Here is a 25,925-nt window from a genome sequence, read left to right as displayed (position 1 = left end):
TGTCAATACAAAATCATTATTTGATCATCACCATCCGGCGCACCAGCGACCTTCCGGAAACCGAAAGGCGGACAAAATATATGCCTCCCGACAGCCTCCTGCCGTAAAAATCCTTCCCATCCCAGATGGCATTATAACTTCCCGGCTGGAGCAGGCCCGAGGTCAGGATTTTAACCTTCCGGCCCAGCACATCGTAGACCGCCAATTCGACCGGTGATCTCTGTTTCAACTGGAAGGTTATCTCGGTTGACCCGGCAAAGGGGTTGGGCCGGTTCGGCAGCAATCTGTCGGCGGAAAGAAGCGCCGGCTGTCCTCCCGACACCCCGGCCGGAGCCGGACCCACCAGGACATCATCGATGAACCATCCCTGCGACCTGATGCCGGGTCCGGCGCTGTCCACATAGGCGATGAACCTCAATTGCAGGGCCTCGCCCGGCTGGTACCGGGACAGATCGTATACTCTCTTTTCCCACTGCCCGGACGACCCGGCCAGGACCCCTAACAGCCTGGTCCCGGAGGAGCCGGACAATTCTATGAAGCCGTAGCCCCATTCGGGAATGAAATCGTACCACTGCCAGAAACTCAGCTGGTGGCTTTCGCCCACCAGAAATGTCCGGCTAAGCAGGGTGTCCACCGCCCGGTAAGGGGCCAGGTTGGCCGGCTCGATCCCGAAATACCAGCTGTTGGCCGGAGAATGGTACCTATAAGGGCTGATATGCCAATAACTGGAATCCGCCACCAGCCAGCTGCCGCCGCCCGACTCCGTTTGATCGTCAAGCCCCGCCGCCCCCACCGTCAAGACCAGCGAATCGGAAAAATACCCCCCGGCAAAGGAGCCCTGGATCAGGAGCCTGGGGAAATAATTGGTATCTGGAGCCAGGGAATCAATTTTAAGGATAAATTCAACAGAGGAGGCCGAATCCGGCGCCAGCCAAATAAGGCTGTCAGAAGGCTGCAATATATCCATCAAGGGATCGGCGCTGCTCAGGCTGAAAGCGCCTTGGCTTAGAGCCGCCTGGCCGGCGTTTTTCAAAGACACCGCCAGGGAAAAGATCTCGCCCGGTTCGATTACCTTATTGCCGTTGCCCAACAGGCTGTCATCAGTTATATGATACAAATATTTCAGTGACGGGGCCAAGATATCCTGCCCGATCTGGTAATGCCAGCTGTTCCCGGCGGAATCGATGAGTTCAATTTCGAACCGGGTGATATCCCCCTCCCGGCAGGTCGAGTCGATGGCAATTTTCGGAGAACCGCTGGTCCAGAGGCTGTCGCCCGGCAGCAGCCCTGAGATATCTGCCAGACTGTCGGTCACTGCCGCATTGCTGTCAGTTGACCTCAATACAGCCCTGGCATTCGATCCGGAGGATAATGTTCCGTTATTTCTGATCAAAATTTCCAGGGTGCCGGATTCGCCGGGTCCGGCCAGGCCGTCGCCGTTGCCCGAGATCTCGGTCCACCTTTGTCCGGCATATGATAGGCTGGGGCCCGGTGTGACTATCTTCACCTCCTTCTGCAGCGGGATGCAGTTCGCCGTCCAGGCAGAGAGCACCGCCTCCTGCGGCAGGGCTGTAAATCCCGACAACAGCGCCTGTCCGGACCGATCGGTGACCGATCTGATGTAGGTAGAATCGACGTACAGGGTAAGGACGACATCGCCGGCCGGCTGGTTGTTCCTCGATACACTCACCGAGAGCTCTATGGGTCCGGTATTGATGCTGTCGGAGCAGATGATCTGCAGGCTCTCCGGAGCTGCAGTCCAGACCGCCAGGGTGGGATCGCCCAGCAGGTTCAGGTTGTAGTTGACCCAGCGAAAATACCCGTCGGCCTGCGACAAGGGGATCAGGTCGGCCTTGGAGAAGCCCAAAGCCTGCCCCAGGCTGGGGGCCTGCCGGATCAGCAGCTGGTCGAAGAAGGTATTGTCGTAAAGATCCGAGGGGCTGTAGCCGGGGAATCCCGGAAAGTACCACCCATAGCGCGAATTCCCGATGAAGGCCAGCCCCCCGCCCTGGGGGTTATTCACGAAATGCTCGGCGATGCAGTTGGAATCGAAGCCGGCCGCCTGGCAGCCCTGGGAGTACAGGATACCCCACCGGCCGGGGTTGTTGAGGGTGTCCATCAGGGTGGTATCCAGCCAGCCGTTCCCTCCCTGCATCACCTTGAAACCGGAATGGCCATTGTGGTTTATCAGGTGAATGCCGTTGTTGACCGACTGGATTATGCTGGCCGGGCTTTCGTTGCCCGATGACTGGTAAAGCTTCTCCACCGGACGGAAACGATCGGTCACATAATCACGCTCCACCATGTCCTTGCCCAGTGCGGCGTCGGTGCCGGCGTCCAGATAGGAGGCCCAGAAAGATGCCCTGGGAAGATAACCGCCCGGAGGGTTCTTTTCGTAGGTCGACACCTTGTCGACGAAGGTTCGGGACTGTTCTATGCTGCCGGCCGTTGCCCGGCCCACCGAGATCTCGGGGTACATATCCACGCTGTCGGCCGGCTCTCCGAAGATGCCGTTATCATTAAGGTCCCAGCTGCCATCCAGATCACTGTAGTAAAGATCGCAGATCAGACTGTCCAGCCCCACTTTGCCGGTCATTTCCTCGTACCCGCTGTGCATGGCAAAGGCGGTCCGGGCCGGGACCAGGCCGTAATCTCCGCCCAGCAGCAGATGGCTGATCCCGTAATTTGTATACTGTTCCAGGACAAAGTTGCGCAGTTTCTCCGGCTGGTCGCGGCCGGGATATTTGGGGTAGATGGTATCCACCACAGCCACTTTTGTACTGATGCCCTTTTGGTTCTTCCATTGCGCCAGTCTTTGAAAGATTGTGTCATACTGGGCCACAGTTATTATCAGAAGATCGTATCCCGTGCTCTTAATTATCCCCGCCGTGGGATAATCAGAAGCATAAGAACTATAGTTGACTGTATTATTCCGAACCCATTGTGAAGCACGGCCGGTTACACTTGAATTCCGGGAATGATCAATGTCGTATTCCAGTATGACCTCAAGGTCCTGAAGCATCCTCAGCTTTCCTTCCAGCGGCTGGAAGCTGAAGGGGCAGACCACCAGGTTTATAAGGTTATAACCGCCGAAATTTCCCTGGCGCCGGCTGAGCACCGGCCCGGCGGGATAGTAGCCGCCGGAATTGTAGATCAGGCTGTCCCTGAGGAACCCCGGCAGGGCCTTCTCGGAGATCGGCTGGTATCTCTGGGCCGGGACGATGTTGTATCTGCCGGGAAGCAGACGGTATGAATCATTGATTTTTACCGACCTGACAACGGCCTGCGGCGGCAGTAACAGGGTGACCGTTTCTACCGGCAGCCAGGGGGCCCCGGGCTTGCCGTAATTGGCCAGCCCGGAACATTTGATTGCCTGATACTCCCCGGTTTTTTGGAAAACCGGGGAAAGGTCTCGAAATGATATTTTTTGACTGAGGATACCCCCGCCGGCCATTGAAGCGAGCGATAGCAACGAGATTATGGTCAATTTGATCTTCATATGTATTTAATGCAGTTGTAAGAATATAACATCAAAAAGATGGGCTGTCAATAGCATAAAGCCCGCCCCGCTTGATGCGGGGCGGGCCTGGGTAGTTGCAGAATGACATTAACGCATCAGCACCATTTTTTTGGTGGCCACAAACTCTCCGGCCTGCAAACGGTAGAAATAGATCCCGTTACCCAGCAGGCTATTTCTATCATCCCGGCCGTCCCATTTGATATTATAATAGCCAGCCTCTTTGCTCCCTTCGTCGAAACTCTTTACTGCCTGCCCCAAGATATTGTATATTGTCATTGAAACCTTAGCGGGCTTGGGCAGTTGGTAGGAAATGCTGACAATGCTCCTCACCGGATTGGGGTGGTTCTGGGATAGCTTGAATACCGTTGGCATCAGACGGTCTTTGGGATTGCCTTCCACTCCGGTTGGTGTGTAGATAAAAGTTAATACCCCCCGATAAGTGTCGGAGTGGAATATGTCTCCGAGATAATAGCTGCCAGGCGACACGTCATACCCGGCAATACCCGGTGCCCAAACGTTCCATCCGGTGGAGTTGCAGATATACAGATTGTATGTCCCTGAACTGTCCACTTCGACGTTGGTCTGGTAGCCATTGGGCCAGGAATTGTTATCGGAAGCGCCCATCCAGTTTTGGGTGGCCAAAGGATAGCCGGTCAATGTCACCTCCACCTGGCAATGGCCGTAGTTGGCCAGAAAGTCATTGTTTCTCAGCGTATCGTTGGGGTGGACAATCAGCGATTGATACCGTGACGGCTGGAATAGGAACCTTCCATTGTTGTTGTACCCGGCTCCGACGTCATAGGTATCGGGCATTGCCGGAATAGAATACTGTCCGGATATGTTAGGCTGGGTCTGGAATCCACTGCCCCCGCTTGTCGGCCATGCCTGCAACCAGATCTGGTCATAATCAGCCAGCTGGGCATCGCCGGGATCCTGGGTGATCTGCCCCTCGATGAATTCGGTGGCCGGAGACAGGTCAAAATTCTTTTCGGTGGCCGGCGGATTGACATTGCTATACCCGCTGGGGTTCACCGTCCAGCCGTCGGGGATGGGATACTCCTCGCTCCACGTGTCAATGCCCACATTATAATCGGTAGAGTCGGATACCATCAGCTTATATGCCCCGGTAGACGGATCGGTCAAGGTCGAAGACGATATCTGTAGGGAGTCCGACCAGGCATAAATCCTGTAGACCCGGCTGGAAACTCCTCCCTGCTCGGTTACCGTTCCCTTGATCGAATCGGTAGCCCGGTAGGCCTTGAAGTCATGAATAATATGCCCGACGCCGGCCGGTTGGATATCAAATTCACTGGGATTCATGTACGGCGCGTTCCCATCCCACCCGCACCCCAGCCGCCAGGTTCCCGTATCAGCGGTCGAAAAGAACAGCTGGTAGTGGCTACCGCTGGTCTGGGTATCCTTTTCACGGCTGTCCTGTTGCGCATACACATATGCCGTAATGGATAACGGCGTGCCCAATTCGTCTCTCACCTCGCCGGTGACGCTGTCGGTGGCGGCAGTATAATCAAAGTTTACGTCGTTGTAATTTCCGCCGTTTACCCGGATGGTGGTATCGGCCGGCGCTATGTAGCCACCAGATAGATCGTTCAGGCCCCCGATATCCCACAACGTGTCCAGATAGGTATTGTCCATGTTGATAGTGTAATTGCCAAAACTGTCGGTGAGCGCGGCCCAAAATGCATTGTCTCCGAAGTAGATGTCAGCCTCCACCCATAAATTCTTCTGCAAAACGCTGTCGCCCGGCACGTGAACATGGCCGGAAACCGTGGCCCAGGGGCTGACCATCGGCGTCACCCGCACCGAATCAAAGGCCGAGCTGCCATCCACCAAACTGACGGCCCTCATCCAGTATAAAGTCGGAGCAAAGCCGTTTTTGAGAGCGTTAACTATTTCATTGTCCAACACAGCCGTGGTGTCTGGGAGGCCTCGACCACCAAGAGTATCGCCGTTGGACACCGAGTAGACAAATAACTGCAGGTCTTGATTGACCCCAAGGCTGTCGAACAGACCGTTGCCGTTATCCACCCAAATCTCCCACTGCAGGGTGTCGTTGGTCAGGCAATTGGCCGCCCAGGTTAACATCTGGCCCTGGGGTGAAGCATGGGTTGGCACGCCATCGGAAGTGAACCAGACGGAACTTACCGTTTTACCTACAGACCCAGGGGCCCGGAAGGCTGCTGTGGGAACATACCGGAGCCAGGACGCTTTTTTGCCGTGATCAGGCGCCTTATAACCCGATCCATATACCATGGGTATACTCACCAAAGCAAGCCAAAACACCAAACATGTTCTTTTCATAACGCTCCTGTTTAATTGTTATTTACGACGAATTTATCACTGTTCCGAATAATTGTCAAGGCAATTTAAACAAAAAGAACCGGATATCATTCCGGTTCTTTTATACATTCCTACAGGGCCTGTTTTCTCGACAGGCTGACCTTGCCCGTCTCTGAATCTATCTTGATCAGCTTGACCACTATCTGCTGGCCCTCCTGAACCACGTCCTCCACCTTCTCCACCCGTTTTTTATCCAGCTCGGAGATGTGGACCAGACCTTCCTGGCCGGGCATGAACTCCACAAAGGCCCCGAAATTCATGATCTTGACCACCTTGGCCTGGTAGATCTTGCCTATCTCCGGCTCGGCGGTCATCCACTTGATCTTCTCGTAGCAGGCCTCGGCCCCCGCCACCCCGGCCGCTCCCACCGAGGCCACGCAGACCCGCCCGGAATTGTCGTCGTCGATGTCTATCTTGACCCCGAACTCCTCCTGCAGGGCCCGGATGCTCTTGCCGCCCGGGCCGATGACCATGCCGATCTTGTCGGGCGGGATCATCAGGCTGAGGATCCGCGGGGCATAAGGGGAAAGCTCGGTCCGGGGTTGGTCCATGGTCTGGGTCATGATGTCCAGGATGTGCATCCGCCCCTGGTGCGCCTGGGTCAGGGCTTTCTGCAGTATATCCTTGGTGAGGCCCTGGACCTTGATGTCCAATTGCAGGGCGGTGATGCCCTCCCTGGTGCCGGCCACTTTGAAGTCCATGTCCCCCAGATGATCCTCCAGGCCCATGATGTCTGAAAGAATGGCCACCTGGTCCTTTTCCATGACCAGCCCCATGGCAATGCCGGCCACCGGAGATTTGATGGGTACTCCGGCGTCCATCAGCGACAGCGAAGCGCCGCACACCGAGGCCATCGAGGAGGAGCCGTTGGATTCCAGGATTTCCGATACCACCCTGACGGTGTAGGGAAACCGGTCCTCGGCCGGGATCATGGGAGCCACCGCCCTCTCGGCCAGCGCTCCGTGGCCTATCTCCCGGCGGCCCGGACCGCGGATGGGCTTGACCTCTCCCACCGAGAACGGCGGGAAGTTATAATGCAGCATGTAGCTTTTGGTGTATTCGCCCTCCAGATCCTCTATCCGTTGCCCGTCGGAAGCGGTTCCCAGGGTGGTCACCGCCAGGCTCTGGGTCTCGCCCCGGGTGAACAGGGCCGAGCCGTGGGTCCGGGGCAGCACCCCCACCTCGCAGGTTATGGGACGGATGTCGGTCAGGCCCCGGCCGTCGGCCCGTTTGCCCTCCTTAAGGATCCTCTCCCTCAGGTCCTGGCTCTGTATCTCCTCGATCAGCGCCTTGATGGTCTTGTCGGATTCCGGATAGGATTCTTTCAATGATTCGATGGCCTCGGCGGTCAGCTGCTTGACGGCATCCTGGCGGACCTCCTTTTGCGGCAGGATATTGGCCGCCCGGACCTTGTTCAGGGTCAGCTCCCTGACCTTTTCTATCAGGGCCTGGTCCTTCTCCGCCGGGGCGACAACCAGCTTTGGTTTGCCGCATTTTTTGACCAATTCATCCTGCATCTCCACGATCTGCTTGATATACTGGTGGCCGAACTCTATGGCGGCCACGATCTCGTCCTCCGAGACCTCCCGGGCCCCGGCCTCCACCATGGTGATGGAATCGCGGCTGCCGGCTATGACGATATCCAGCCGGCTTTCCTGCAGCTGCTGGAAGGTGGGGTTGATCACATACTGGCCGTTTATCATCCCCACCCTGACCGACCCGATGGGTCCCAGGAAGGGGACATCGGAGATGGACAGGGCCGCCGAGGCCCCGATCATTCCCAGTATATCGGAATCGTTCTCCTGGTCGGCTGAAAGTATCAGGGCAAAGACCTGCACTTCGTTCCTGAATTCCTGCGGGAACAGCGGACGGATCGGCCGGTCGATCAGCCGGGCCGAAAGGATCTCCTTTTCCCTGGGCCGGCCCTCCCGCTTGAAGAAGCCGCCCGGTATCCTGCCTACGGCATAGGCCTGCTCCCGGTATTCCACGCTCAGGGGGAAGAAATCTATTCCCTCCCGGGGCTTATCGGCCCCCACCGCCGTCACCAGCACCACGGTGTCGCCGTAGCGCACCGTCACCGACCCGCCGGCCTGTTTGGCCATCCGGCCGGTCTCGATTATCAGTTTGCGTCCCCCCAGTTCCAGTTCCTGTACTTGTACCATTTTTTCCTTCCTGCCCCGCAGCTCTGCGGGACCTTCCCCGCTTTTCGGGGGAAATTGATTGTTGATTGGAGCTAATCACAGCAGGCCTTGCCGGACCTGGCCGGACCGTAATGGTCCGGATTGTTTCGCGTGTTTCGCGGGCAAGAAAGCCTGCCGATGCCTGCTCCGGGGTATTGCTTGCCGTCCGGTTTAAGCCAACAGGGGCGATCATCATCGCCCCTGTTGCTTATCAAGCCCGGACAATTACTTTCTGAGTTCCAGCTTATCCACTATGGCCCGGTAGCGGTCCATATGGCGCTTGGAGAGGTAGTTCAGCAGCCGGCGCCGCTGGCCCACCATCTTTAAAAGGCCCCGCCGGCAGGCGTGGTCTTTTTTGTGGATCTTGAGGTGTTCGGTCAGGTCGTTGATCCGCTCGGTAAGCAATGCTACCTGCACCTCGGGGCTGCCGGTATCCCCTTCATGTTTCTGGTGTTTGCCGATCAATTCCTGCTTCTTTTCAATGGTCAGTGGCATGGTGTGATTTCCTCCTGATTTTTCTGATGCCTTCTCCCGCGAAGCGGTGCAGGAGAGGTCGTTAATGATAGGTAATTATAATCTATAACAGACTTAAAAGTCAATATGATAAGCCGGTTTCAAAATATCTTTCTATTTTTCCCTGGTCCCGCTCTATGGCCCTGATCAGCGCCTCAACGGTGCCGTATTTTTTACCCGGCCTGATAAATTTATGAAAAAACATCTCGGCCTTCTTCCCGGAGAGGTCATATTTCCCGCCGAAGGCGTTGAACTCAATGGTCCTGGCGCTCCGGCCGACGGTGAGGCGGCGGCCGATATAGAGCATTCCCTGGTATTCCCTGCGCCCGATCCTGGCCCCGGCGGCATAGACCCCGTCCCGCGGCAGAAGCTTCTGGGGATCCGACGATCTGATGTTGGCGGTGGGAAAGCCCAGCTTGCGGCCCAGCCCCAGCCCCTTTACCACCATGCCCCTGACGGAGTAGACCCTGCCCAGCATCTTGTTGGCCTTCCCTATTTTTCCGGAAGATATCAGGTCCCGGATGCAGGAACTGCTGATCTTGCTTCCGTTGGTCTTAAGCGATGAAAGCACCGACACCTTGAAGCCCATCTTGGCCCCCAGTTCCCGCAGGGTGTTGATGTTGCCCTTCCGTCCGGCCCCGAAGCCGCAGTCGTTCCCGCAGATGACCTCCGACACCGCCAGTTTTTTCACCATCACCGAGCGAATGAATTCCTCCGGCGACAGCGCCGCCACCCGGGGCGAGAATTTTATGACTGCCATCACCCCGACGCCCAGGGTTTCCAGTATCTGTTGTTTCTCGGACAGGGCCGTCAAAAGGCAGGGGGTCCTGTCCTGGGACAATACCTGCCGGGGATGGGGATCGAAGGTGATCACCACGCTGTCATGCCCGATCTTTTTTGCCCTGGCCACCAGCTTTTTGATGATGGCCCGGTGCCCCAGGTGCAGGCCGTCGAAGGAACCCAGGGCGGCCACGGCGCCGGGATGCTTGACGCCGAAATTATTGAGTCGTTTGATCACCAGCATAATTCTCTACAGCACGATCTCGGGATGCACTTGATGGTCGTCCTTGAACTGCCCCAACGCCACCAACTGCCCGTCATATTTGATCCGATGGTAGATGTCCCTTTCCCCCTTTTCAGCGACCATGATAGCATTACCATGTTTGATCCTTTGATAGCCGTCGGGATCTATGATCACCTCGGGCATAAAGGCCAGCGCCTGGTCCATGCTTACACCGTCCTGCTCCGTGATGCACTCCAACTCCAGGGCCTGCTCCAGGCGGAATTCGCCCACCGCGGTGCGGGTCAGGGCCGCCAGGGTCCCGCAGCTGCCCAGGCGCTGGCCGATATCCCGGGCCAGCGAACGGACATAGGTGCCCTTGGAGCAGCGGACCTTGATGGTTATCTCATCGCCAGCAACGCCGATAAGATCGATCGCATCCACCCTCACCTGCCGTTCCGGGATCTTCACCGCCTTCCCCTGCCGAGCTTTTTTATAGGCCGGCTGGCCGTCGATCTTGATGGCCGAAAAACTGGGCGGAGTCTGCCAGATGTCCCCGGTAAATTCGTTCAGCGCCAACAGAAGCTGCGGCCGGGCGATATCCGGGACATCGCACTGCCTTATCACCTGCCCCTCCAGGTCGCAGGTATCGGTCTCGATCCCCAGCTTGATGGTTGCCAGATATTCCTTGGGCCGGCCCATCAGGAACTGGGAAAGCCGGGTGGCCCGGCCGGTAACCACCAGCAGCACCCCGACGGCCATGGGGTCCAAGGTCCCGGCATGCCCGGCCTTCTTGATTTTCAAAAGCCGCCGGACCCTTGATACTACGGCAAAGGAGGTCATTCCCGGCGGTTTGTTTATATTGAGGATGGCATCCATATATCGGAGATCAGCGGACAAAGAATTCACGGGCGGCCTGGATCACTCCGTCCCGGTCCAGCCGATGGATCTCCAGAAGCTTGTTTCTGGGGCCGGCCTCGATGAACTCATCCGGCAGGCTCAGGATTTTTATCTGGCAGGACAGGCCCCCGGCCTCGGCCAATTCCATAACGGCCGAACCGAAACCGCCGTCCCGCACGTTCTCCTCCAGGGTGATGATCCTTTTATGGCGTTTCAGGAGCCCGGTTATAGTTTCCTGATCCAGCGGTTTGACGAACCTGGCGTTGACCACCTCCAGTTCCAGTCCCTCCTTGGCCAGCTCATCGGCCGCCTGCCGGGCGACAGTGGACATGATGCCGATCCCCAGCAGGGCCCCGTCCTTGCCCGGCCGGGTGATCTCGGCTTTGCCCGAAGCGAGCAAACCTGGATTTTTCAGGCTTACCCCGAAACCAGGACCTCTGGGGTAACGTATGGCCGCCGGCCCTCTGATCTGCAGGGCGGTTCTCAGCATGGAGGCCAGCTCCCATTCGTCCTGGGGGGCCATCACCGTCAGGTTGGGAATGCAGCGCAGGAACGACAGATCGAACGGCCCGTGATGGGTCGGCCCGTCCTCGCCCACCAGGCCGGCCCGGTCTATGGCCATGATCACCGGAAGCTTCTGCAGGGCTATGTCGTGGATGATCTGGTCGTAGCCCCTCTGCAGGAAAGTGGAATAGATGGCCACCACCGGTTTGAATCCCTGGGACGCCAGCCCGGCGGCAAAGGTCAGGGCGTGCTGTTCGGCGATGCCGACATCAAAGAAGCGGTCGGGGAAAACCCTCCGGAAATAGTCCAGCCCGGTCCCCTCCGGCATGGCCGCGGTGATACCCACTATCCGGGGGTCGGTCTTGGCCAGCTCCACCAGTGATTTGCCGAATACCTCGGTATAGGAGCAGATGTTCTTGCAGGACAGCGGGTCGCCGGTCTCCGGATCGAAGGCGCCCACCCCGTGAAATTTTTCGGCATTCTCCTCGGCCGGCTCGTAACCCTTGCCCTTGACCGTCAGCACATGCAGAAAGGTCGGGCCCGGCTGGTCCTTGATCCTCCGCAGAACATCCACCAAAGCCGCGATATCGTGCCCGTCTATCGGGCCCTCGTAATGGTATCCCAGTTCTTCGAAGGTCAGCCCCGGCACGATCAGGTTCTTGAAGCCCTGGCGCAGACGCCGGAAGGCCACCCTCGACGGGCCCCCGATGTTGGCCGGCAGCCGCCCCAAAAAATCCCACAGGTTCTTTTCAAAATTGGTATAGGCCGGAGTGGTGGTGATCTTGGTCAGATACTGCCCCAGGGCCCCCACCCGCTTGGAGATGGCCATCCGGTTGTCGTTGAGAATGACCAGCATGTTCTTCTTGAGCTGCCCGGCATGGTTCAGCCCCTCGAAGGCCAAGCCTCCGGTCAGAGAACCGTCCCCGATGACGGCCACCGTCCGAAAATTTTCACCGTTCAGGTCCCGGGCACAGGCCATCCCCAGTGCCGCGGAGATTGAGGTCGAGGCATGGCCGGTGTCGAAATTATCGTAGGGGCTCTCGGCCCTTTTGGGGAAACCGCTCAAACCCTTATAGGTCCGAACGGTGTCGAATTGTTCCCGGCGCCCGGTCAGTATCTTGTGAGCGTAAGCCTGGTGGCCCACGTCCCACACCAATTTATCCTGGGGGGTATCCAGCACGTAATGCAAAGCGATGGTCAATTCCACAGTGCCCAGGCTGGGGGCCAGATGTCCCCCGTTGCGGGATACCACCGTGATGATCCTCTCCCTCACCTCCCGGGCCAGGATGTCCAGCTGGTCCAGTCTCAGCTCCTTGAGATCGGCCGGTGAATTTATTTTCTCTAAGTACATAATGTCCGATTAAAATACATAATGAAACAGCAGGCCCCAGATGAGGCCCAAAAAGCCTCCGGCGATGACCTCCACCGGAGTATGTCCCAGCAGCTCCCGAAGCTTCTCGCCCCCGGCCCTCTTCTTAAGCGTCCGGCTCTCCAGCAGGCGGTTAAGCAGTATGGCCTGCTTCCCCACCGCCCGGCGGACCCCGGCGGCATCGTACATCACCACGAAGCTGATATAAGCGGTCAGGGCGAACAGCAGGCTGTCGAACCCGGCGGCCAGGCCGATCATGGTGGCCAGGGTTACCGAGGAGGCGGCATGGGAACTGGGCATGCCCCCGGGCTCCAGGGTGCGCCGCCAGTTGATGTGCCCCTCCCAGATGACGGAGGCGAAGGCTTTTAGCACCTGGGTGGAGATCCCGCTGGCCACCACCGCCCACAGGATCCTGTTCTTTAAAACGTCCCAAAACAGCATGGCCGAAATGATTTAAAATTCCCGGTTGATCATATAATCCGCCCACAGCATCAGCAGCTTTTTGTATTCGCTGTCGGGCAGCGTCTCCAGGGCGGCCACCGCCTTGCGGACGTATTTCTGGGCCATCTCTGCGGTGTAGGCGATGCTGCCCAGCTCCTGGAACAGCTTGGTCACCTGTTTGACCTGATTGGGAGCGGCCTTGGAATTGTTTAAAGTCTTCAGGATCAGGCTTTTCTCCTTGCGATTGGCCTCGCCCAGAGCGTGATAGACGATCACCGTCCGCTTGCCTTCCCTGATGTCCGAGCCCACCGGCTTGCCCAGTTTTTTCTCGTCGGCCAGGATGCCCAGAATGTCATCCTGCAGCTGGAAGGCGATCCCGCAGTTGGAGGTGAACAGCGACAGGGCCTCCACATAGGGATGGCGGCTGTTGGGCTGGTCTATCCCGATCATGGCCCCGGCCCTGCCGGCGAACTGGTACAGGGCCCCGGTCTTCTTCCACAGCATGGCCAGGATCTTTTCCTCGCTCAAGGCCTCGATCGGCACCTTGGAATACTGCAGGTCCAGGGCCTCGCCCTCGATCAGGTTGCACTGGACGTCCACCTCCAGGTCCAGGATCAGCTGCAGCACCAGGATGGGACTGATGCCCTTTTCCCTGGCCAGCTCGGTCAGCAGTGAGATGGTCCAGCCCTGCTGCAGGTCCCCGGCCAGGATGGCCATGGCCTGGCCGTAGTGCGCCGCCTCCTCGCCCTTCAGGCCCAGCTTCTTGATGGCCCGGTTCTTCAGCTCCTCGTGGACGGTGGCCACCCCGCGCCGGGTGCCGTCGCGGTCGATGATGTCGTCATGCACCAGGGTCCAGGTATGGTAGACCTCCACCGCCGCCGCCGCCGGGATGGCCTTGTCCTCGTCCCCGCCCACCGCCCCGCAGGCCAGCAACAGCACCGCCGGCCGGAGCGACTTGCCGCCGGCCTTGAGGTATTTATGCACCCCGCAGTAGATGTCTTCGGGCTGGAATTTTTCCGGCCGGTCCTTCAACTGGAGGTATTGGTAGACCTTCTCCTTGCGGCACTTGACCTCCTCCATCAGCCTGGCCAGGCCGCTTAAGGGTTTGACCTTGGCCGGCATTTCATTTTTGGCCGGAGCCGGCCTCACGGCCGGGGCCTGTTTCCTGACCGCAGGGGTTTTCTTGACGGATTTTTTCCTGGCCGCCGTTATCTTCTTAACGGGCTTTTTTTTGGTTGCAGCTGTCTTCTTGACGGTCTTCTTCTGGGCCATTTAATTCTCCTCCATATGGTGCTCTTCAACCTTCAGCCTGCCCTGGATGTCCCTGGTTATTTTTTTTATTTTATTTTGGGTTTCTTCCAAAGTGGCCTGGCATCCGGCCATCAGCTCCATGCCCTCCTGATAGAGGTTGAGGGCTTTGTCCAATTCGATCTCGCCGGACTCCATCTGGTCCACTATCTGCTCGATACGGGCCAGGGCTTTTTCGAATTTGAAATCGGCATCTGTTTTTGCTTTTTTCATGGCATGGTTTCCTCGACTGTCATTTGAGCTTTGCCGGCATGGAACTCGGCAGTTATCAATTTGCCCTTATCCAGGGCTTTTGAAGACACCACCACCCGCCCGTTCTGATCGCGACAGATGCTGTATCCCCGCTTGAGGGTATTTTTGGGGTCCAGCGCTTTTAAAGCTATCGCCTGTCCCTGAAGCCTATTGTTATACGATCCGACCCGGTCGTTGATCTTATTATTCAAAGATGTTCCCGCCCAGTCCAACTGCTGCGATTTCTGGGATAACATATCCTGCAGGCGGTTCAGGCCGTAGCTGCGCTGCAGCGAAGACAACCTGACCTCGGCGCTATCCAGCATATCATTTATTGAAGAAATTATTCTCTGGGCCAGGTCGGACAGGTTCGATCTTATTTCCCTGACATCGGGTACCGCCAGTTCGGCCGCCGCCGACGGGGTGGGCGCCCTAAGGTCGGCCACCAGGTCGGAGATGGTGAAATCCACTTCGTGACCCACCGCCGAGATGACCGGTATCTTTGAGTTGAAGATGGCCCGGGCCAGAATTTCCTCATTGAAGGCCCACAGGTCTTCGGCCGAGCCTCCGCCCCGGCCCACGATCAAAAGATCGACCTTACCGTACTGGTTGAGATCATCCACCGCCCGGGCGATCTTTTCGGCCGCCCCTACTCCCTGCACCGGCACCGGGCAGAGGATCAGCTCTATTCCCGGCCAGCGGCGGCGGGCCACTTTGACGATATCCCGGATGGCAGCCCCGGTAGGCGAGGTGACTATCCCGATGCTTTTGGGATAGGCCGGAAGCTCCTGCTTGAATTCCGCATCGAACAGCCCCTCGTCGGCCAACTTTTTTTTCAGACGCTCGAAGGCCTGGGCCAGCTCGCCGGATCCCGCCACCTGCAGCTGCTGGACACTGAGCTGATACTGCCCGGCCCGGTCGAAGACCGTGACGTCCCCCTGGACCACCACCTGCATGCCGTCCTGGGGCATCAGCATCAGGTCTTTGGCGTAGCTGCGGAACATCACGCAGCGCACCTGGCTGCCAGCGTCCTTCAGGGAGAAGTACAGGTGCCCGGAACTGTGGACCGTCAGGTTGGATATCTCGCCCTGCACCCACAGACGGGGGAAGCTGTTCTCCAGCACCCGCTTGATCTCGCCGGTCAGCTGGCTGACAGACAGGATCGTTCTTTTATCTTCGGACATTATTTTTCAATTGCACACGGATTAGACGGATTAATACTGATTTGCACGGATCATTTCTTAAAAACTGAAAGCATAAAATCTTTGCGTCCTTAGCGTCTTTGCGGTAAAAAAAATATTAATCAACTTTGAAGCTTGGCCGCCATCACGCAGTTCTTCAGCAGCATGGCGATGGTCATCAGACCCACCCCGCCGGGGACCGGCGAGATATAGGCCGCCACCTTGGAGGCCGATTCGAAGTCCACATCGCCCACCAGGCTGTAGCCCGATTTTTTGGAGGCGTCCGGTATGCGGTTGGTGCCCACGTCTATCACCGTGCAGTTGCTGTTGAGCATTTCGCCGGTGATCAGGCCCGGCGCTCCGGCAGCGGCGATTACTATATCGGCCTGCTTGGTGTAATAGGACAGCCCCTTGGTGCCGGTATGGCAGACGGTGACCGTGGCGTTGCCGCGTTCCGACTTTTGGGCCAGCATGTTGGCCAGCGGCTTGCCCACTATGTTGGAACGGCCCACTATCACCACGTACTGGCCGGATATCTTGATGTTGTAGCGCACCAGCAGTTCTATCACCCCGGCCGGGGTGGCCGGCAGAAAGCGCGGCCGGCCCAGCATCAGCAATCCGACGTTCTCCGGGTGGAAACAGTCCACGTCCTTTAGCGGATGGATGGACTCGAAGGCCCTCTCCTCGGACAGCCCCTTGGGCACCGGGGATTGCACCAAAATACCGTGGACGTTCTTGTCGTTGTTGAGTTTCTCCACCTGGGCCAGCAGTTGCTCCTGAGTGGTGTCCTCCGGCATTTCTATGACTGTGGACTTGATGCCGGTCTCCTCGCAGGCCTTGTGCTTGTTGCGGACATAAACCTGCGACCCGGGATCCGAACCGACTATGATCACCGCCAAATGCGGCGCTATCCCCTGTTCCTTGAGGCCTGCGACCTCGGCAGCCACTACCTGCCGTATCTCGGCCGATATTTTTTTACCGTCTATGATTTGGGCCATAATTCTCTTCTTTTGGGCTTATTGTCATTCCCGCGTATGCGGGAATCCAGGCATCTATTTGCGATACCATGAATGATATCGCTGGTATTCATCAAGGCTCCTCCGAGCCTTCACAATCTTCGAATTCCTTTAGTAACTCGCCCTTTTCATGATGCACTTTCTGCCCGCTGATATAAATTTTGATCCTTGGCACAGCCTGTTTGCTCACGGATAAAACGCCATAACCGTTTTGCCAATATAATTGTTTTTTGCCTTGGAAATGTTTATTTACATCGTACGATGTACTGCCTTTTAACGCATGGGCTACATCGGATATCAATTGTGCCGGACGCAAGGACAGCAATATATGGACATGATCCTCCGTGCCGTTTATCGCCAATAAATGATAACCTTCTTGTTTGCATTTTTGCCCGATGCAGGCAAATAAATAACGCTCAATCTCTTCGTCGATATATGGTTTATCATCCTTGGTGTGCCAAACAAAATGATAAAACAATTCGTAATGAACCTTCGGCATAAAACGTCTTTGCTAAATCTACCCTTCATCAGCGATACCATGAATGATATCGCTGGTTTTCACCAAGGCTTGCCTCTGCAAGCCTGACTTTTTACAGGCCGTCCCAGCGGCCTTGTTGACTTTCCAGCGATAGGTTTTCAACCTATCGCAAACATACCGCCACCACCACCCCGTTGAACCTCACATCCCCCTCGGCCACCTCGAATTTAGTTGGTAGTTGGGTTAAATCATCTGTTTTGTATTTCTGTAATACCCCAATTCATAACCCGCCATAGCTTTCTTTTCTTGGTTAACGGAAATTGCTTATCAATAATCATTTCTTTTGATGAAACACGATAAACAACGGTCTCGCCTAAATCTTGATGGACAAAATAATCATATCCTTCCTTTGTCCCTGTGTAATACCAAATACTAACTTTGGGCTCTTTCCACTTAGAAGCCGCCAAGTTCAATTCGTTTTTTGTCACAGTTTGCACACTCTGACAACCAACAAAGGCAAACAAACCAATAAAGACAATAAACAGAAATGCTTTATTATTCATTTCAATACCGCTATGTATTAATTATTATTCTTTTTATGGCTTTCGCCTTCCCGCTCTGCTCATCCACCTCCACCACCACCCCGTTGAACCTCACATCCCCCTCGGCCACTTCGAACTTGGTAGGCAGTTGGGTCAAAAACTTCTCGATTATCGGCTCCTTCTCCATGCCGATCACGCTGTCGAACCCGCCGGTCATCCCGGCGTCGGTGATATAGGCCGTGCCTTTGGGCAGCACCCGCTGGTCGGCGGTCATCACATGGGTGTGGGTGCCTATCACCGCGGAGACCCGGCCGTCCAAATACCAGCCCAAAGCGATCTTCTCGGAGGTGGCCTCGGCGTGCATGTCCACGATGATGATCTCGGTCTCCTTCTTCAGCCCGGCTATCACCTGGTCGGCAATTCTGAACGGGCAATCCACCGCCGGCATGAACACCCGGCCCAGCAGGTTGAAGACGCCCACCTTGTGTCCCTGCTTGTCCTCATAGACCCCGAAGCTGGTTCCCGGCACCTCCGGCGGATAATTGGCCGGACGCAACAGGCGGGGCTCTTTTTTGAGCCGGGGCAGGATATCCTTCTTGTCCCATAGATGATTGCCGGAAGTGACCACGTCTATGCCCAGGGCAAAAAGGTTGTCCAGCACCGCCGGGGTCAGGCCGAAGCCGGCTGCGGCATTCTCTCCGTTGGCTATCACGAAGTCGATCTGATGCTCTTCGATCAAGCCCGGCAGCAGCTTCTCCACCGCCATGCGGCCCGGCCGCCCGATGATATCGCCAATAAAAAGAATTTTCATTTTCCCACTAAATGCACGAAAGATCACTAAAATAAACCATTTTCGTGAATTTTAGTGTGTTTCGTGGGTTGGTTATTTTGCGTAGCCTATCCCCCGCGTTTCGCGGATGACCGTCACCTTGATCTGCCCGGGATACTGCAGGGACGACTCCACCTTGTGGGCGATCTCGTTGGCCATCTCGGTGGTCCGGCTGTCGCTGACATCCTCCGGGGTGACGATGATCCGGACCTCGCGCCCGGCCTGGATGGCGTAGGCCTTGCTGACCCCGCTGAAAGAATAAGCCACCTCCTCCAGCTTCTCCAGCCGCTTGACATAGGCCTCCAGCGATTCCCTTCTGGCGCCCGGCCGGGCCCCGGAGATGGCGTCGGCCGCCGCGATCAGCACCGATATGGGCGAGATGAACTCGATGTCCTCGTGATGGGCCCCGACGGCGTTGATCACTATGGCCGACTCGCCGTAGCGTTTGGCGATGTCCATGCCGATCTGGCTGTGGGTGCCCTCGATGTTGTGGTCCACCGCCTTGCCGATGTCATGCAGCAGCCCGGCCCGCTTGGCCAGGGCCGAATCCAGCTCCAGCTCCCCGGCCATCATGCTGGCCAGAAAGGCCACTTCCTTGGAGTGCTGCAGGACGTTCTGGCCGTAGCTGGTGCGGTATTTGAGCCGTCCCAGCAGCAGCAGCAGTTCGGGATGCAGTCCCGGCACCCCCACCTCCAGGGCCAGTGATTCCCCGGCCTCCTTGATGCTGCGGTCCACATCCTTCTGGGCCTTTTCGATGACCTCCTCGATGCGGGCCGGCTGGATCCGCCCGTCGGACACCAGCTTCTCCATGGCCATCCGGGCCACCTCCCGGCGCACCGGGTCGAAGGCCGAGATCACGATGGCCTCCGGGGTGTCGTCGATCAGCACCTCCACCCCGGTGGCGGCCTCGAAAGCCCGGATATTGCGGCCCTCCCGGCCAATGATCCGTCCCTTCATCTCGTCGCTGGCCAGCGGCACCACCGACACGGTGGTCTCGGCGGTGTGCTCCCCGGCGTAGCGCTGGACCGCCATGGAGATGATCTGGCGGGCCTCCTTCTCGGCGTTCTCCTTGGCCTCGTCGCGGATGACCTTCATCATCTGGGCCGACTCGTGGCGCACCTGGGTCTCCAGGTTCTGCATCAGTATCTTCTTGGCCTCCTCCTGGGTCAGGCCGGCGATCTGCTCCAGTTTGGTGTTCTGCTCGTCTATCAGGGTGGTCAGGCGCTCGTCCTTGGCCCGGATCACCCGCTCCTTGGCCACCAGCTCCCGCTCCCGGACCTCGACGTCCTTCTCCTTGCGGTTGATGATGTCCACCTTGTGGTCGATCTGCTTTTCCTTCTCGGTTATCCGGTGCTCGTAATCCTTGAGCTCCTGGCGCCGGCTCTGGGTCTCTTTCTCAAAATTGGTCTTCAGCCGGTATGATTCCTCCTTGGCCTGCACCGCCGCCGCCTTCTTGTAGGTGGCCGCCTCGCGCTGGGCCTCGGCGATCACCTTCTCGGCCAGCTTCTCGGCCCCGGCCAGTTTGGCCTCGGAGATCTTCTGATGTATCAAATATCCCAAAAAGGACCCCAGTCCGGTGCCGGCCACGGCAATAATTATCCAGATCACTGTCATCATCTGTCTTTCCCTTCCTGTTTATATGTAAAAAGTGTCGCGTTAAAATGTTTTCTTTTATACAGCATCTGTCACACTGAGAAATTTTCCCGTCCGGCAGGTTGAAGTGCGACAGATAAAATGATCATTCTTCAACTTGCTTTGCCTTGGAGTGCCACTTCAAAGGTCAAAAGAATTCTTGTTTCATGGCAAGCTCTCAGGATGGCGCCGGGGCAATAAAAATTCCCCGCCTGTGTCGGGCAAACGGCATCTTTGAACCCATTCAAAAGGTGGTACCTCCTCAACCGTTTCAGGCTTCCCCTTGCGGGGCATGCACACCGCGATCGAAGGTTAGGTCCATTAAGAATAGGCGTTGGCTCAAAAAATATCCGCTGGCTTCGAGCACTGCAGGGAAAATGAATGAACTCCGTCTAGGCCAAATATACTACCGTTGGACCGGATTTGCAAGCCCTTTTTGAAAAATATTTTCCGGCCCCAAACTTTTTATTCGCCGATCTGCTCCAGCCGGTGGCTGAGCTTCTCCATGGCCTTCTCGCGCTCCTGTCTTTCCCGGAACAGCTCGTCGGCGATGTTGATGGCGGTAAGAATGGCGATCTTGGAAACGGCCCCGGTCACCGATAGCTGGGACAGCTGGCGCATCTTCTCGTCCACGTAGGCGGCCACCCGCTTTACGTATTCGGCGTCCGCCTGCCCTTTGATCCGGTATTCGTTCCCGAAGATCTCAACTTTTATGCCCGGTTTGGATTCGGCCATAGCACTCTATGATTATGGTTTAAAATTTCCCTGCAGTTCGATATACTATTGCTGGAGCTTCTCCAGCTTGCCTATTATGTTTTCCAGCTTGCTCTTAAGCTCTTCCTGCGATCCCTTAAGCTGCCGGTTCTCATCCTGCAGGGACGCCAGGTCCCCGCCCTTATCCTCCATAGACTTGATCTTTTTATTCAGGGTCTCCAGCTGTCCCTTTAGCCGGGCGTTCTCGCCCTCCAGTTGATCCCTATCCTTCTTTAACTGGGTGATGGTCCCCACCGCCTTGTCGATCCTTTCCTCCAGTGCCTCCAGTGCGTCTAAGCTCATAGATGACCCTCCGAGTTTATATATATAAAATGGCAGGAGCCAGATCAGGACTGTTACCTGATATGGGCCTGCAGTTCCCCCTTCAATCCCTCCACCACCTTTTGATGGATGCCGGAGACCTCGGCGTCGGTCAGGGTCCGGTCGGCCGCCCGGTAGACCAGGGAGAAGGCCATGCTCTTGCGGCCCGGCTCGATCTGTTTACCCTGATACAGGTCGAATAATGACACCGATTCCAGTTCGCCGCCGGCCAGCTGTCCGATCAGTCCGATCACCCTCCGGCATTCCGTTTCCACCGGCAGCTCCAGGGCCAGGTCCCGTTTTATTGACGGGAATCTCGGCAGTTCCCGGTATCTGTTCTGTTTCGATCCGGACAGCTCCATCAGGAGTTCCAGATCGATCTCCAGATAATATATCCGTTCCCTAAGCCCTATCTGGGCCGATGTCGCCGGATCCAGCTCGCCGCAGCAGCCCAGTATCTTCTTATCGATCCTGACCACGGCCGAACGGCCGGGATGCAGGGCCGGGACCTTTTCTGCGGCAAATTCGGCCTCGGCCAGGCCCAGGGAATCCAGCAGGAACTGCAAAGCGCCCTTGATGTCGAAGAAATCGGCCGCCTCGGGTTTGGCGTCCCATGCTTGGCCGGATGCCTGTCCGCACAACAGGGCTCCCAGATGAAGGCCTTCGTCCGGAGACGGCTTTTGGGGCCGGAATATTTTACCCATCTCGAAAAGCCTGACGCCGGCGCGACCGTTGTTCAGGTTCTGTCCGGCGGCCTCCAAAAGCCCCGGCAGCAAAATCGTCCGGAGGGCTGACTGGTCCGAGGAGATGGGATTGACCAGCTCCACCGCCGGTTGGGACGGGAAGGCCGGCGACAGGTCCAAAATCTCCAGTTTGCCCGGGTCTGTCAGGGTCAGGCCGTAATGCTCGGAGAACCCTTGGCCGGTCATGGCTTTTGAGACCCCGGCCAGGAAGATGTCCTTGGGGCGCTTGACGGCCGGCACCGCCCAGGGTTCGATCCGATCCCCGGGCAGGTTGTCGTAGCCGAATATTCTTCCCACCTCTTCTATCAGGTCCACCTCCCGCTCGATATCGCTGCGGAAACTGGGCACTTGAACTTCTATGATGTCTCCAGCCTTTTGAGCTTTTATTTCCAGGGCATTGAGTATTTCGATCATCCGGTCGGCCGGGATATCCACTCCCAAAAGGCTGTTGGCCTTTTCCGGGCGTAATGTCAGCTGGCGGTATTCGGGAAATTCCGTCTCGGTTACATCCAGCACCCCTGCCGCCACCTGGCCTCCGGCCAGTTCGGCTATCAGTTTGGCGGCCCTATCGGCCGCTTTCTTCAGGATCAGCGGATCGGCCCCCCGCTCGAAGCGGTATGAGGCCTCGGTCTGGAGGCCCAACAGCCGACTGCCCCGGCGTATCAGGTTGGGCTCGAAATAGGCGCTCTCCAAAAGGACGTTTTTGGTGTGGTCCGATATCTCCGATTCCAGCCCGCCCATGATACCGGCCAGGGCCACCGGCCTCTTGGCATCGGCGATCACCAGATTTTCGGCCGTAAGTTTACGCTCCACTCCGTCCAGGGTGGTGAAATTTTCATTGGGATTGGCCCGCCTTACTATGATGGTGTGGTCGGCCAGTTTGTCGTAATCAAACGCATGAAGCGGATGTCCCAATTCATACATCACCAGATTGGTCACATCCGCCACATTATTGATGGAACGCAGTCCTATCTTCTCGATCTTCTCCTTGAGCCATCCGGGGGATTCGGCCACTTTGACCCCGGTGATCACCCGGGTCAGATACCGGGGGCAGCCCGCCCCGTCCTCGATGGAGAGTTTGGCCAGCTGGTCGACCGGCTGGCCTTTCTCGGCCACCGTGCAGTCGGGCGGGGTGATATTCCCGCCGGCCAGGGCCCTGATGTCACGGGCGATGCCCAGCAGGGACAGGCAGTCCGGCCGGTTGGGGGTTATCTCCAGATCCAGCAGATGGTCGCCGCCGGACAAAGGCTCAACCGCCTCCACCTCGATGCCGGAGAAGGTCAGCTTGTCGGACAGCTCCTTGACCGTCCAGTTGAAATCTATGAATTCCTTGAGCCAGTTATAGGTTATCTTCATTTTTCTTGGATGCTGATTATACTTGCCGCATTCCGTAGTCGATATTCTGTATCAGTTCTCAATCTCTGTCATTAATTTTCATCCGTTGTCTGTCGTTCTTTGTGCCTTGGTGTCTTGGTGGCTGGTTAAAACTGCTCCAGAAACCTCAGGTCCCCCTGGTAGAACAGCCGGATGTCGTTGATGCCGTATCTGAGCATGGCCACCCGCTCCAGCCCCAGCCCCCAGGCGAATCCCTGGTAAATCTCCGGATCGTAGCCCACATTCTTGAAGACGTTGGGATCCACCATCCCGGCCCCGGAGATCTCCAGCCAGCCGGACTGCTTGCAGACCCGGCAGCCCTGGCCTCCGCAGAACAGGCAGGAGAAATCGTACTCCACGCTGGGCTCGGTAAAGGGGAAGAAATGGGGCCGGAACCTTATCTTGACCTTCTCCCCCAGCAACTGCCGGGCAAAATAATTAAGGATGCCCTTCAGGTCGGCCAGGCTGGCCTTCCGGTCCACGTACAGCCCCTCGCACTGGTGGAACACCGGCATATGCGAAGCATCGATGGCATCCCGCCGGTAGCACCGGCCGGGGGCGATGATCCGCACCGGCGGCTGCTGGGACCTCATGGTCCTTATCTGCACCGGGGAGGTATGGGTCCTCATCAGCAGGCTCTGGTCATCATTGAGGTAGAAGGTATCCTGCATGTCCCGTGAGGGGTGGTTCTGCGGCGTGTTCAGGGCGTCGAAATTATTCCGGGACGATTCCACGTCCGGGCCCTCGGCCACCGAGAAGCCCATTCCGTGGAAGATGTCCGAGATCTCCTCCAGCAGCTGGGACAGGGGGTGCCGGTGCCCGGCAAAAGGCCGCCGCCCCGGCAGGGTGACGTCCACCGCCTCCTGGCTGTGCCGGGACTCAAGTTCGGTGGTGGACAGCCCGGCCTTCCTGGAATCCAGCAATTCACCGATCCGCACCTTGAGCTGGTTGGTGGCGGCCCCGAATGAAGGCCTCTCCTCCGACGGCAGGGAGGAAACCGACTTTAAAAGCTCGGTCAGCTCCCCCTTGCGCCCCAGATACAGGACCCTCAGGGCCTCCAGCTCGGCCAGGGACCGGCAGCCGGAGATCCTCTCCTCGGCTTCGGCTCCTATTGTTGCCAGTTTATCTTTCATGGGAAAAATTGATCCGGCTCGTTGCCCTTAGGCCGGGCCGATCTCCGGCTTCCCTTTTTCAACCGGAACCGGCTTGACGGCGGATTCCTTCCTGGCCGCTTCCACGATCCTGGTAAAGGCCAACGGGTCGTGCACCGCCAGCTCGGCCAGCATCTTGCGGTCGATGGCAATGTTGTTCTTCTTGAGCCCGTTGATGAAGGCATTGTAGGAAATGCCGTTCATCCGGCAGGCGGCATTCACCCGGACGATCCACAGGCTGCGGAACTCACGTTTCTTGTTGTGGCGGTCGCGATAGGCGAACTGCCCGGCCCGCATCACCGCTTCCTTGGCGATGCGGTACAGATTCTTTCGGCCACCCCAAAAGCCTTTGGCTTTTTTGAAGATCTTTTTCTTTCTCTGCCGGGTGGCGACTGCGGTAGTAACTCTGGACATACTGCCTAAATATCCTTTCTATAAGATCAGGTCGTCAGACCATGATGGGTTTACAGGTTGGGTAACAGTCTCTTGATGCGTTTAAGATTGGCCGAGTCCACCAGGGTGTCCTGGCGCAGCACGCGTTTTCTCTTGCGGCTCTTGACGGTCAGCTTGTGGCTCTTGCAGGCCCGGGAGCGCTTGATCTTGCCGGTGCCGGTGCCTTTCAGGCGCTTGGCGGCCGCCTTGTTGGTCTTGATCTTGGGCATAACACCTCCTGAGGTTTTATGATGTTTGTTTTTATTGTTTCCGTAAAACACCCTGCGGCCGGGACATGAACAGCCCCGGCAGTATCGGTTGGATGCTCCCGCGATGTTTCAGCCGTAGCTCTATACTTGTTTGGGGGACACCACCAGGTTGATGGTCCGGCCCTCCATCTTGGGAGCATGTTCCACATTGGCCAGCGGGGCGATGTCCTCTATGAAGCGGTCGATCAGCTTCTGGCCCAGGTCCACGTGGGCCATCTCCCGCCCCCGGAAGCGCATTGAGACCTTGACCTTGTCCCTTTTGGTCAGGAATTCCTTGGCCTGGTTCAGCTTCACCTGGTAATCGTGAGCGCCCATCTGCGGGCCCAGGCGGATCTCCTTGACCTTGGTCTGGTGCTGTTTCTTGCGCGATTCCTTAAGTTTCTTCTCCTCGGCGTAGATGAACTTTCCGTAGTCCATTATCTTGCACACCGGGGGTTTGGCATCGGGGGCGATCTCCACCAGGTCCAGCCCCTGTTCTTCGGCCATTCTTAAGGCTTCGCGGGATTCCAGTATCCCCAACTGGTTGCCCTCTGCTCCGATCACCCTGATCTCGGGGATTCTGATCCTTTCGTTGATTCGGTGTTCTTTCAGAATAAGGTTACCCTCCAAAGTGTTTAGGTTGCTGATATTACTCTCACAAAGACACAGTATCCGGCCTCTGCGTAACTAACCACTGAAACACGGAACTACTTAAAAATACAAAGCAAGAACCTTAACCGGGCTTCCCTCTGGTTATTATTCCAAAATTTCAGTGTTTCCGTGGTAAACATCTTTGCGGCTTGGTGTGAGGCAAAGATGATTAATGGCAACAAAAAAGGCCGGCGGCAAATAATACATGCCACCCGCCATAACAGTCAGAGACTCCGACTGGCTGACCTCG

Annotated in this window: 23 protein-coding genes and 1 other RNA gene; all 24 read right to left on the bottom strand. The window is 57.1% G+C overall.

Annotated features, from left to right (window positions below; translation table 11 throughout):
- Nucleotides 1-16: 16 nt before the first annotated feature.
- Nucleotides 17-3,499, bottom strand: coding sequence for a C25 family cysteine peptidase (locus tag RDU76_09480; protein MDQ7799153.1), 3,483 nt, complete (start codon nt 3,497-3,499; stop codon nt 17-19).
- Nucleotides 3,500-3,607: 108 nt separating this feature from the next.
- Nucleotides 3,608-5,623 carry a FlgD immunoglobulin-like domain containing protein gene (locus tag RDU76_09475; GenBank protein MDQ7799152.1) on the bottom strand — a complete coding sequence of 672 codons (2,016 nt, stop codon included), beginning with the start codon at nt 5,621-5,623 and terminating at the stop codon, nt 3,608-3,610.
- 326 nt (nt 5,624-5,949) lie between these two features.
- Nucleotides 5,950-8,040, bottom strand: coding sequence for a polyribonucleotide nucleotidyltransferase (gene pnp / locus RDU76_09470; GenBank protein ID MDQ7799151.1), 2,091 nt, complete (start codon nt 8,038-8,040; stop codon nt 5,950-5,952).
- Nucleotides 8,041-8,283: 243 nt separating this feature from the next.
- Nucleotides 8,284-8,553: a 30S ribosomal protein S15 gene (gene rpsO, locus RDU76_09465; protein ID MDQ7799150.1), complete on the bottom strand. Its 270-nt coding sequence runs from the start codon at nt 8,551-8,553 to the stop codon at nt 8,284-8,286.
- A gap of 100 nt (nt 8,554-8,653) precedes the next feature.
- The gene (locus tag RDU76_09460) at nt 8,654-9,595 is read right to left on the bottom strand and encodes a bifunctional riboflavin kinase/FAD synthetase (protein ID MDQ7799149.1); all 942 of its coding nucleotides are present in this window, start codon (nt 9,593-9,595) and stop codon (nt 8,654-8,656) included.
- A 6-nt stretch (nt 9,596-9,601) separates the two neighbouring features.
- The gene (gene truB, locus RDU76_09455) at nt 9,602-10,450 is read right to left on the bottom strand and encodes a tRNA pseudouridine(55) synthase TruB (GenBank protein ID MDQ7799148.1); all 849 of its coding nucleotides are present in this window, start codon (nt 10,448-10,450) and stop codon (nt 9,602-9,604) included.
- A gap of 10 nt (nt 10,451-10,460) precedes the next feature.
- Nucleotides 10,461-12,326 carry a 1-deoxy-D-xylulose-5-phosphate synthase gene (gene dxs, locus RDU76_09450; protein MDQ7799147.1) on the bottom strand — a complete coding sequence of 622 codons (1,866 nt, stop codon included), beginning with the start codon at nt 12,324-12,326 and terminating at the stop codon, nt 10,461-10,463.
- Nucleotides 12,327-12,335: 9 nt separating this feature from the next.
- Nucleotides 12,336-12,785, bottom strand: coding sequence for a divergent PAP2 family protein (locus tag RDU76_09445; protein MDQ7799146.1), 450 nt, complete (start codon nt 12,783-12,785; stop codon nt 12,336-12,338).
- A 12-nt stretch (nt 12,786-12,797) separates the two neighbouring features.
- Nucleotides 12,798-14,057, bottom strand: a complete 1,260-nt coding sequence (locus RDU76_09440; GenBank protein MDQ7799145.1) for a polyprenyl synthetase family protein — start codon at nt 14,055-14,057, stop codon at nt 12,798-12,800.
- Nucleotides 14,058-14,306 carry an exodeoxyribonuclease VII small subunit gene (xseB, locus tag RDU76_09435; GenBank protein ID MDQ7799144.1) on the bottom strand — a complete coding sequence of 83 codons (249 nt, stop codon included), beginning with the start codon at nt 14,304-14,306 and terminating at the stop codon, nt 14,058-14,060.
- The gene (gene xseA / locus RDU76_09430) at nt 14,303-15,508 is read right to left on the bottom strand and encodes an exodeoxyribonuclease VII large subunit (protein MDQ7799143.1); all 1,206 of its coding nucleotides are present in this window, start codon (nt 15,506-15,508) and stop codon (nt 14,303-14,305) included. The genes xseB and xseA overlap by 4 nt, the downstream gene beginning before the upstream one ends.
- A 119-nt stretch (nt 15,509-15,627) precedes the next feature.
- Nucleotides 15,628-16,503, bottom strand: a complete 876-nt coding sequence (locus tag RDU76_09425; protein ID MDQ7799142.1) for a tetrahydrofolate dehydrogenase/cyclohydrolase catalytic domain-containing protein — start codon at nt 16,501-16,503, stop codon at nt 15,628-15,630.
- Nucleotides 16,504-16,594: 91 nt separating this feature from the next.
- Nucleotides 16,595-17,020: an IS200/IS605 family transposase gene (tnpA, locus tag RDU76_09420; protein ID MDQ7799141.1), complete on the bottom strand. Its 426-nt coding sequence runs from the start codon at nt 17,018-17,020 to the stop codon at nt 16,595-16,597.
- A gap of 227 nt (nt 17,021-17,247) precedes the next feature.
- The gene (locus RDU76_09415; protein ID MDQ7799140.1) at nt 17,248-17,562 is read right to left on the bottom strand and encodes a hypothetical protein; all 315 of its coding nucleotides are present in this window, start codon (nt 17,560-17,562) and stop codon (nt 17,248-17,250) included.
- A gap of 10 nt (nt 17,563-17,572) precedes the next feature.
- The gene (locus RDU76_09410) at nt 17,573-18,352 is read right to left on the bottom strand and encodes a TIGR00282 family metallophosphoesterase (GenBank protein MDQ7799139.1); all 780 of its coding nucleotides are present in this window, start codon (nt 18,350-18,352) and stop codon (nt 17,573-17,575) included.
- Nucleotides 18,353-18,424: 72 nt separating this feature from the next.
- Nucleotides 18,425-19,987, bottom strand: a complete 1,563-nt coding sequence (gene rny, locus RDU76_09405) for a ribonuclease Y (GenBank protein MDQ7799138.1) — start codon at nt 19,985-19,987, stop codon at nt 18,425-18,427.
- 216 nt (nt 19,988-20,203) lie between these two features.
- A non-coding RNA gene (gene ssrS / locus RDU76_09400) (6S RNA) lies at nt 20,204-20,380 on the bottom strand.
- Nucleotides 20,381-20,467: 87 nt separating this feature from the next.
- On the bottom strand, nt 20,468-20,737 hold the full coding sequence (locus RDU76_09395; GenBank protein ID MDQ7799137.1) for a cell division protein ZapA: 270 nt from the start codon (nt 20,735-20,737) through the stop codon (nt 20,468-20,470).
- A 45-nt stretch (nt 20,738-20,782) separates the two neighbouring features.
- Complete coding sequence (zapB, locus tag RDU76_09390; GenBank protein ID MDQ7799136.1) at nt 20,783-21,058, bottom strand: cell division protein ZapB; 276 nt, start codon at nt 21,056-21,058, stop codon at nt 20,783-20,785.
- A 53-nt stretch (nt 21,059-21,111) separates the two neighbouring features.
- Nucleotides 21,112-23,175 (bottom strand): phenylalanine--tRNA ligase subunit beta, encoded by a 2,064-nt coding sequence (pheT, locus tag RDU76_09385; GenBank protein ID MDQ7799135.1) that lies wholly within the window; start codon nt 23,173-23,175, stop codon nt 21,112-21,114.
- Nucleotides 23,176-23,300: 125 nt separating this feature from the next.
- Entirely contained in the window at nt 23,301-24,326 is a 1,026-nt protein-coding gene (gene pheS, locus RDU76_09380; protein ID MDQ7799134.1) for a phenylalanine--tRNA ligase subunit alpha, read from the bottom strand.
- Nucleotides 24,327-24,353: 27 nt separating this feature from the next.
- Complete coding sequence (rplT, locus tag RDU76_09375) at nt 24,354-24,758, bottom strand: 50S ribosomal protein L20 (GenBank protein ID MDQ7799133.1); 405 nt, start codon at nt 24,756-24,758, stop codon at nt 24,354-24,356.
- A 50-nt stretch (nt 24,759-24,808) separates the two neighbouring features.
- Nucleotides 24,809-25,006, bottom strand: a complete 198-nt coding sequence (rpmI, locus tag RDU76_09370; protein ID MDQ7799132.1) for a 50S ribosomal protein L35 — start codon at nt 25,004-25,006, stop codon at nt 24,809-24,811.
- A 120-nt stretch (nt 25,007-25,126) separates the two neighbouring features.
- Complete coding sequence (gene infC, locus RDU76_09365; GenBank protein MDQ7799131.1) at nt 25,127-25,654, bottom strand: translation initiation factor IF-3; 528 nt, start codon at nt 25,652-25,654, stop codon at nt 25,127-25,129.
- Nucleotides 25,655-25,925 lie beyond the last annotated feature (271 nt).

Source organism: Candidatus Edwardsbacteria bacterium, from assembly GCA_031082425.1.
Classification (GTDB): Bacteria; Edwardsbacteria; AC1; order AC1; family EtOH8; genus UBA2226.
The sequence above is the reverse complement of the archived record's forward strand: the minus strand, read 5'-3'. Positions and strand labels throughout refer to the sequence as shown.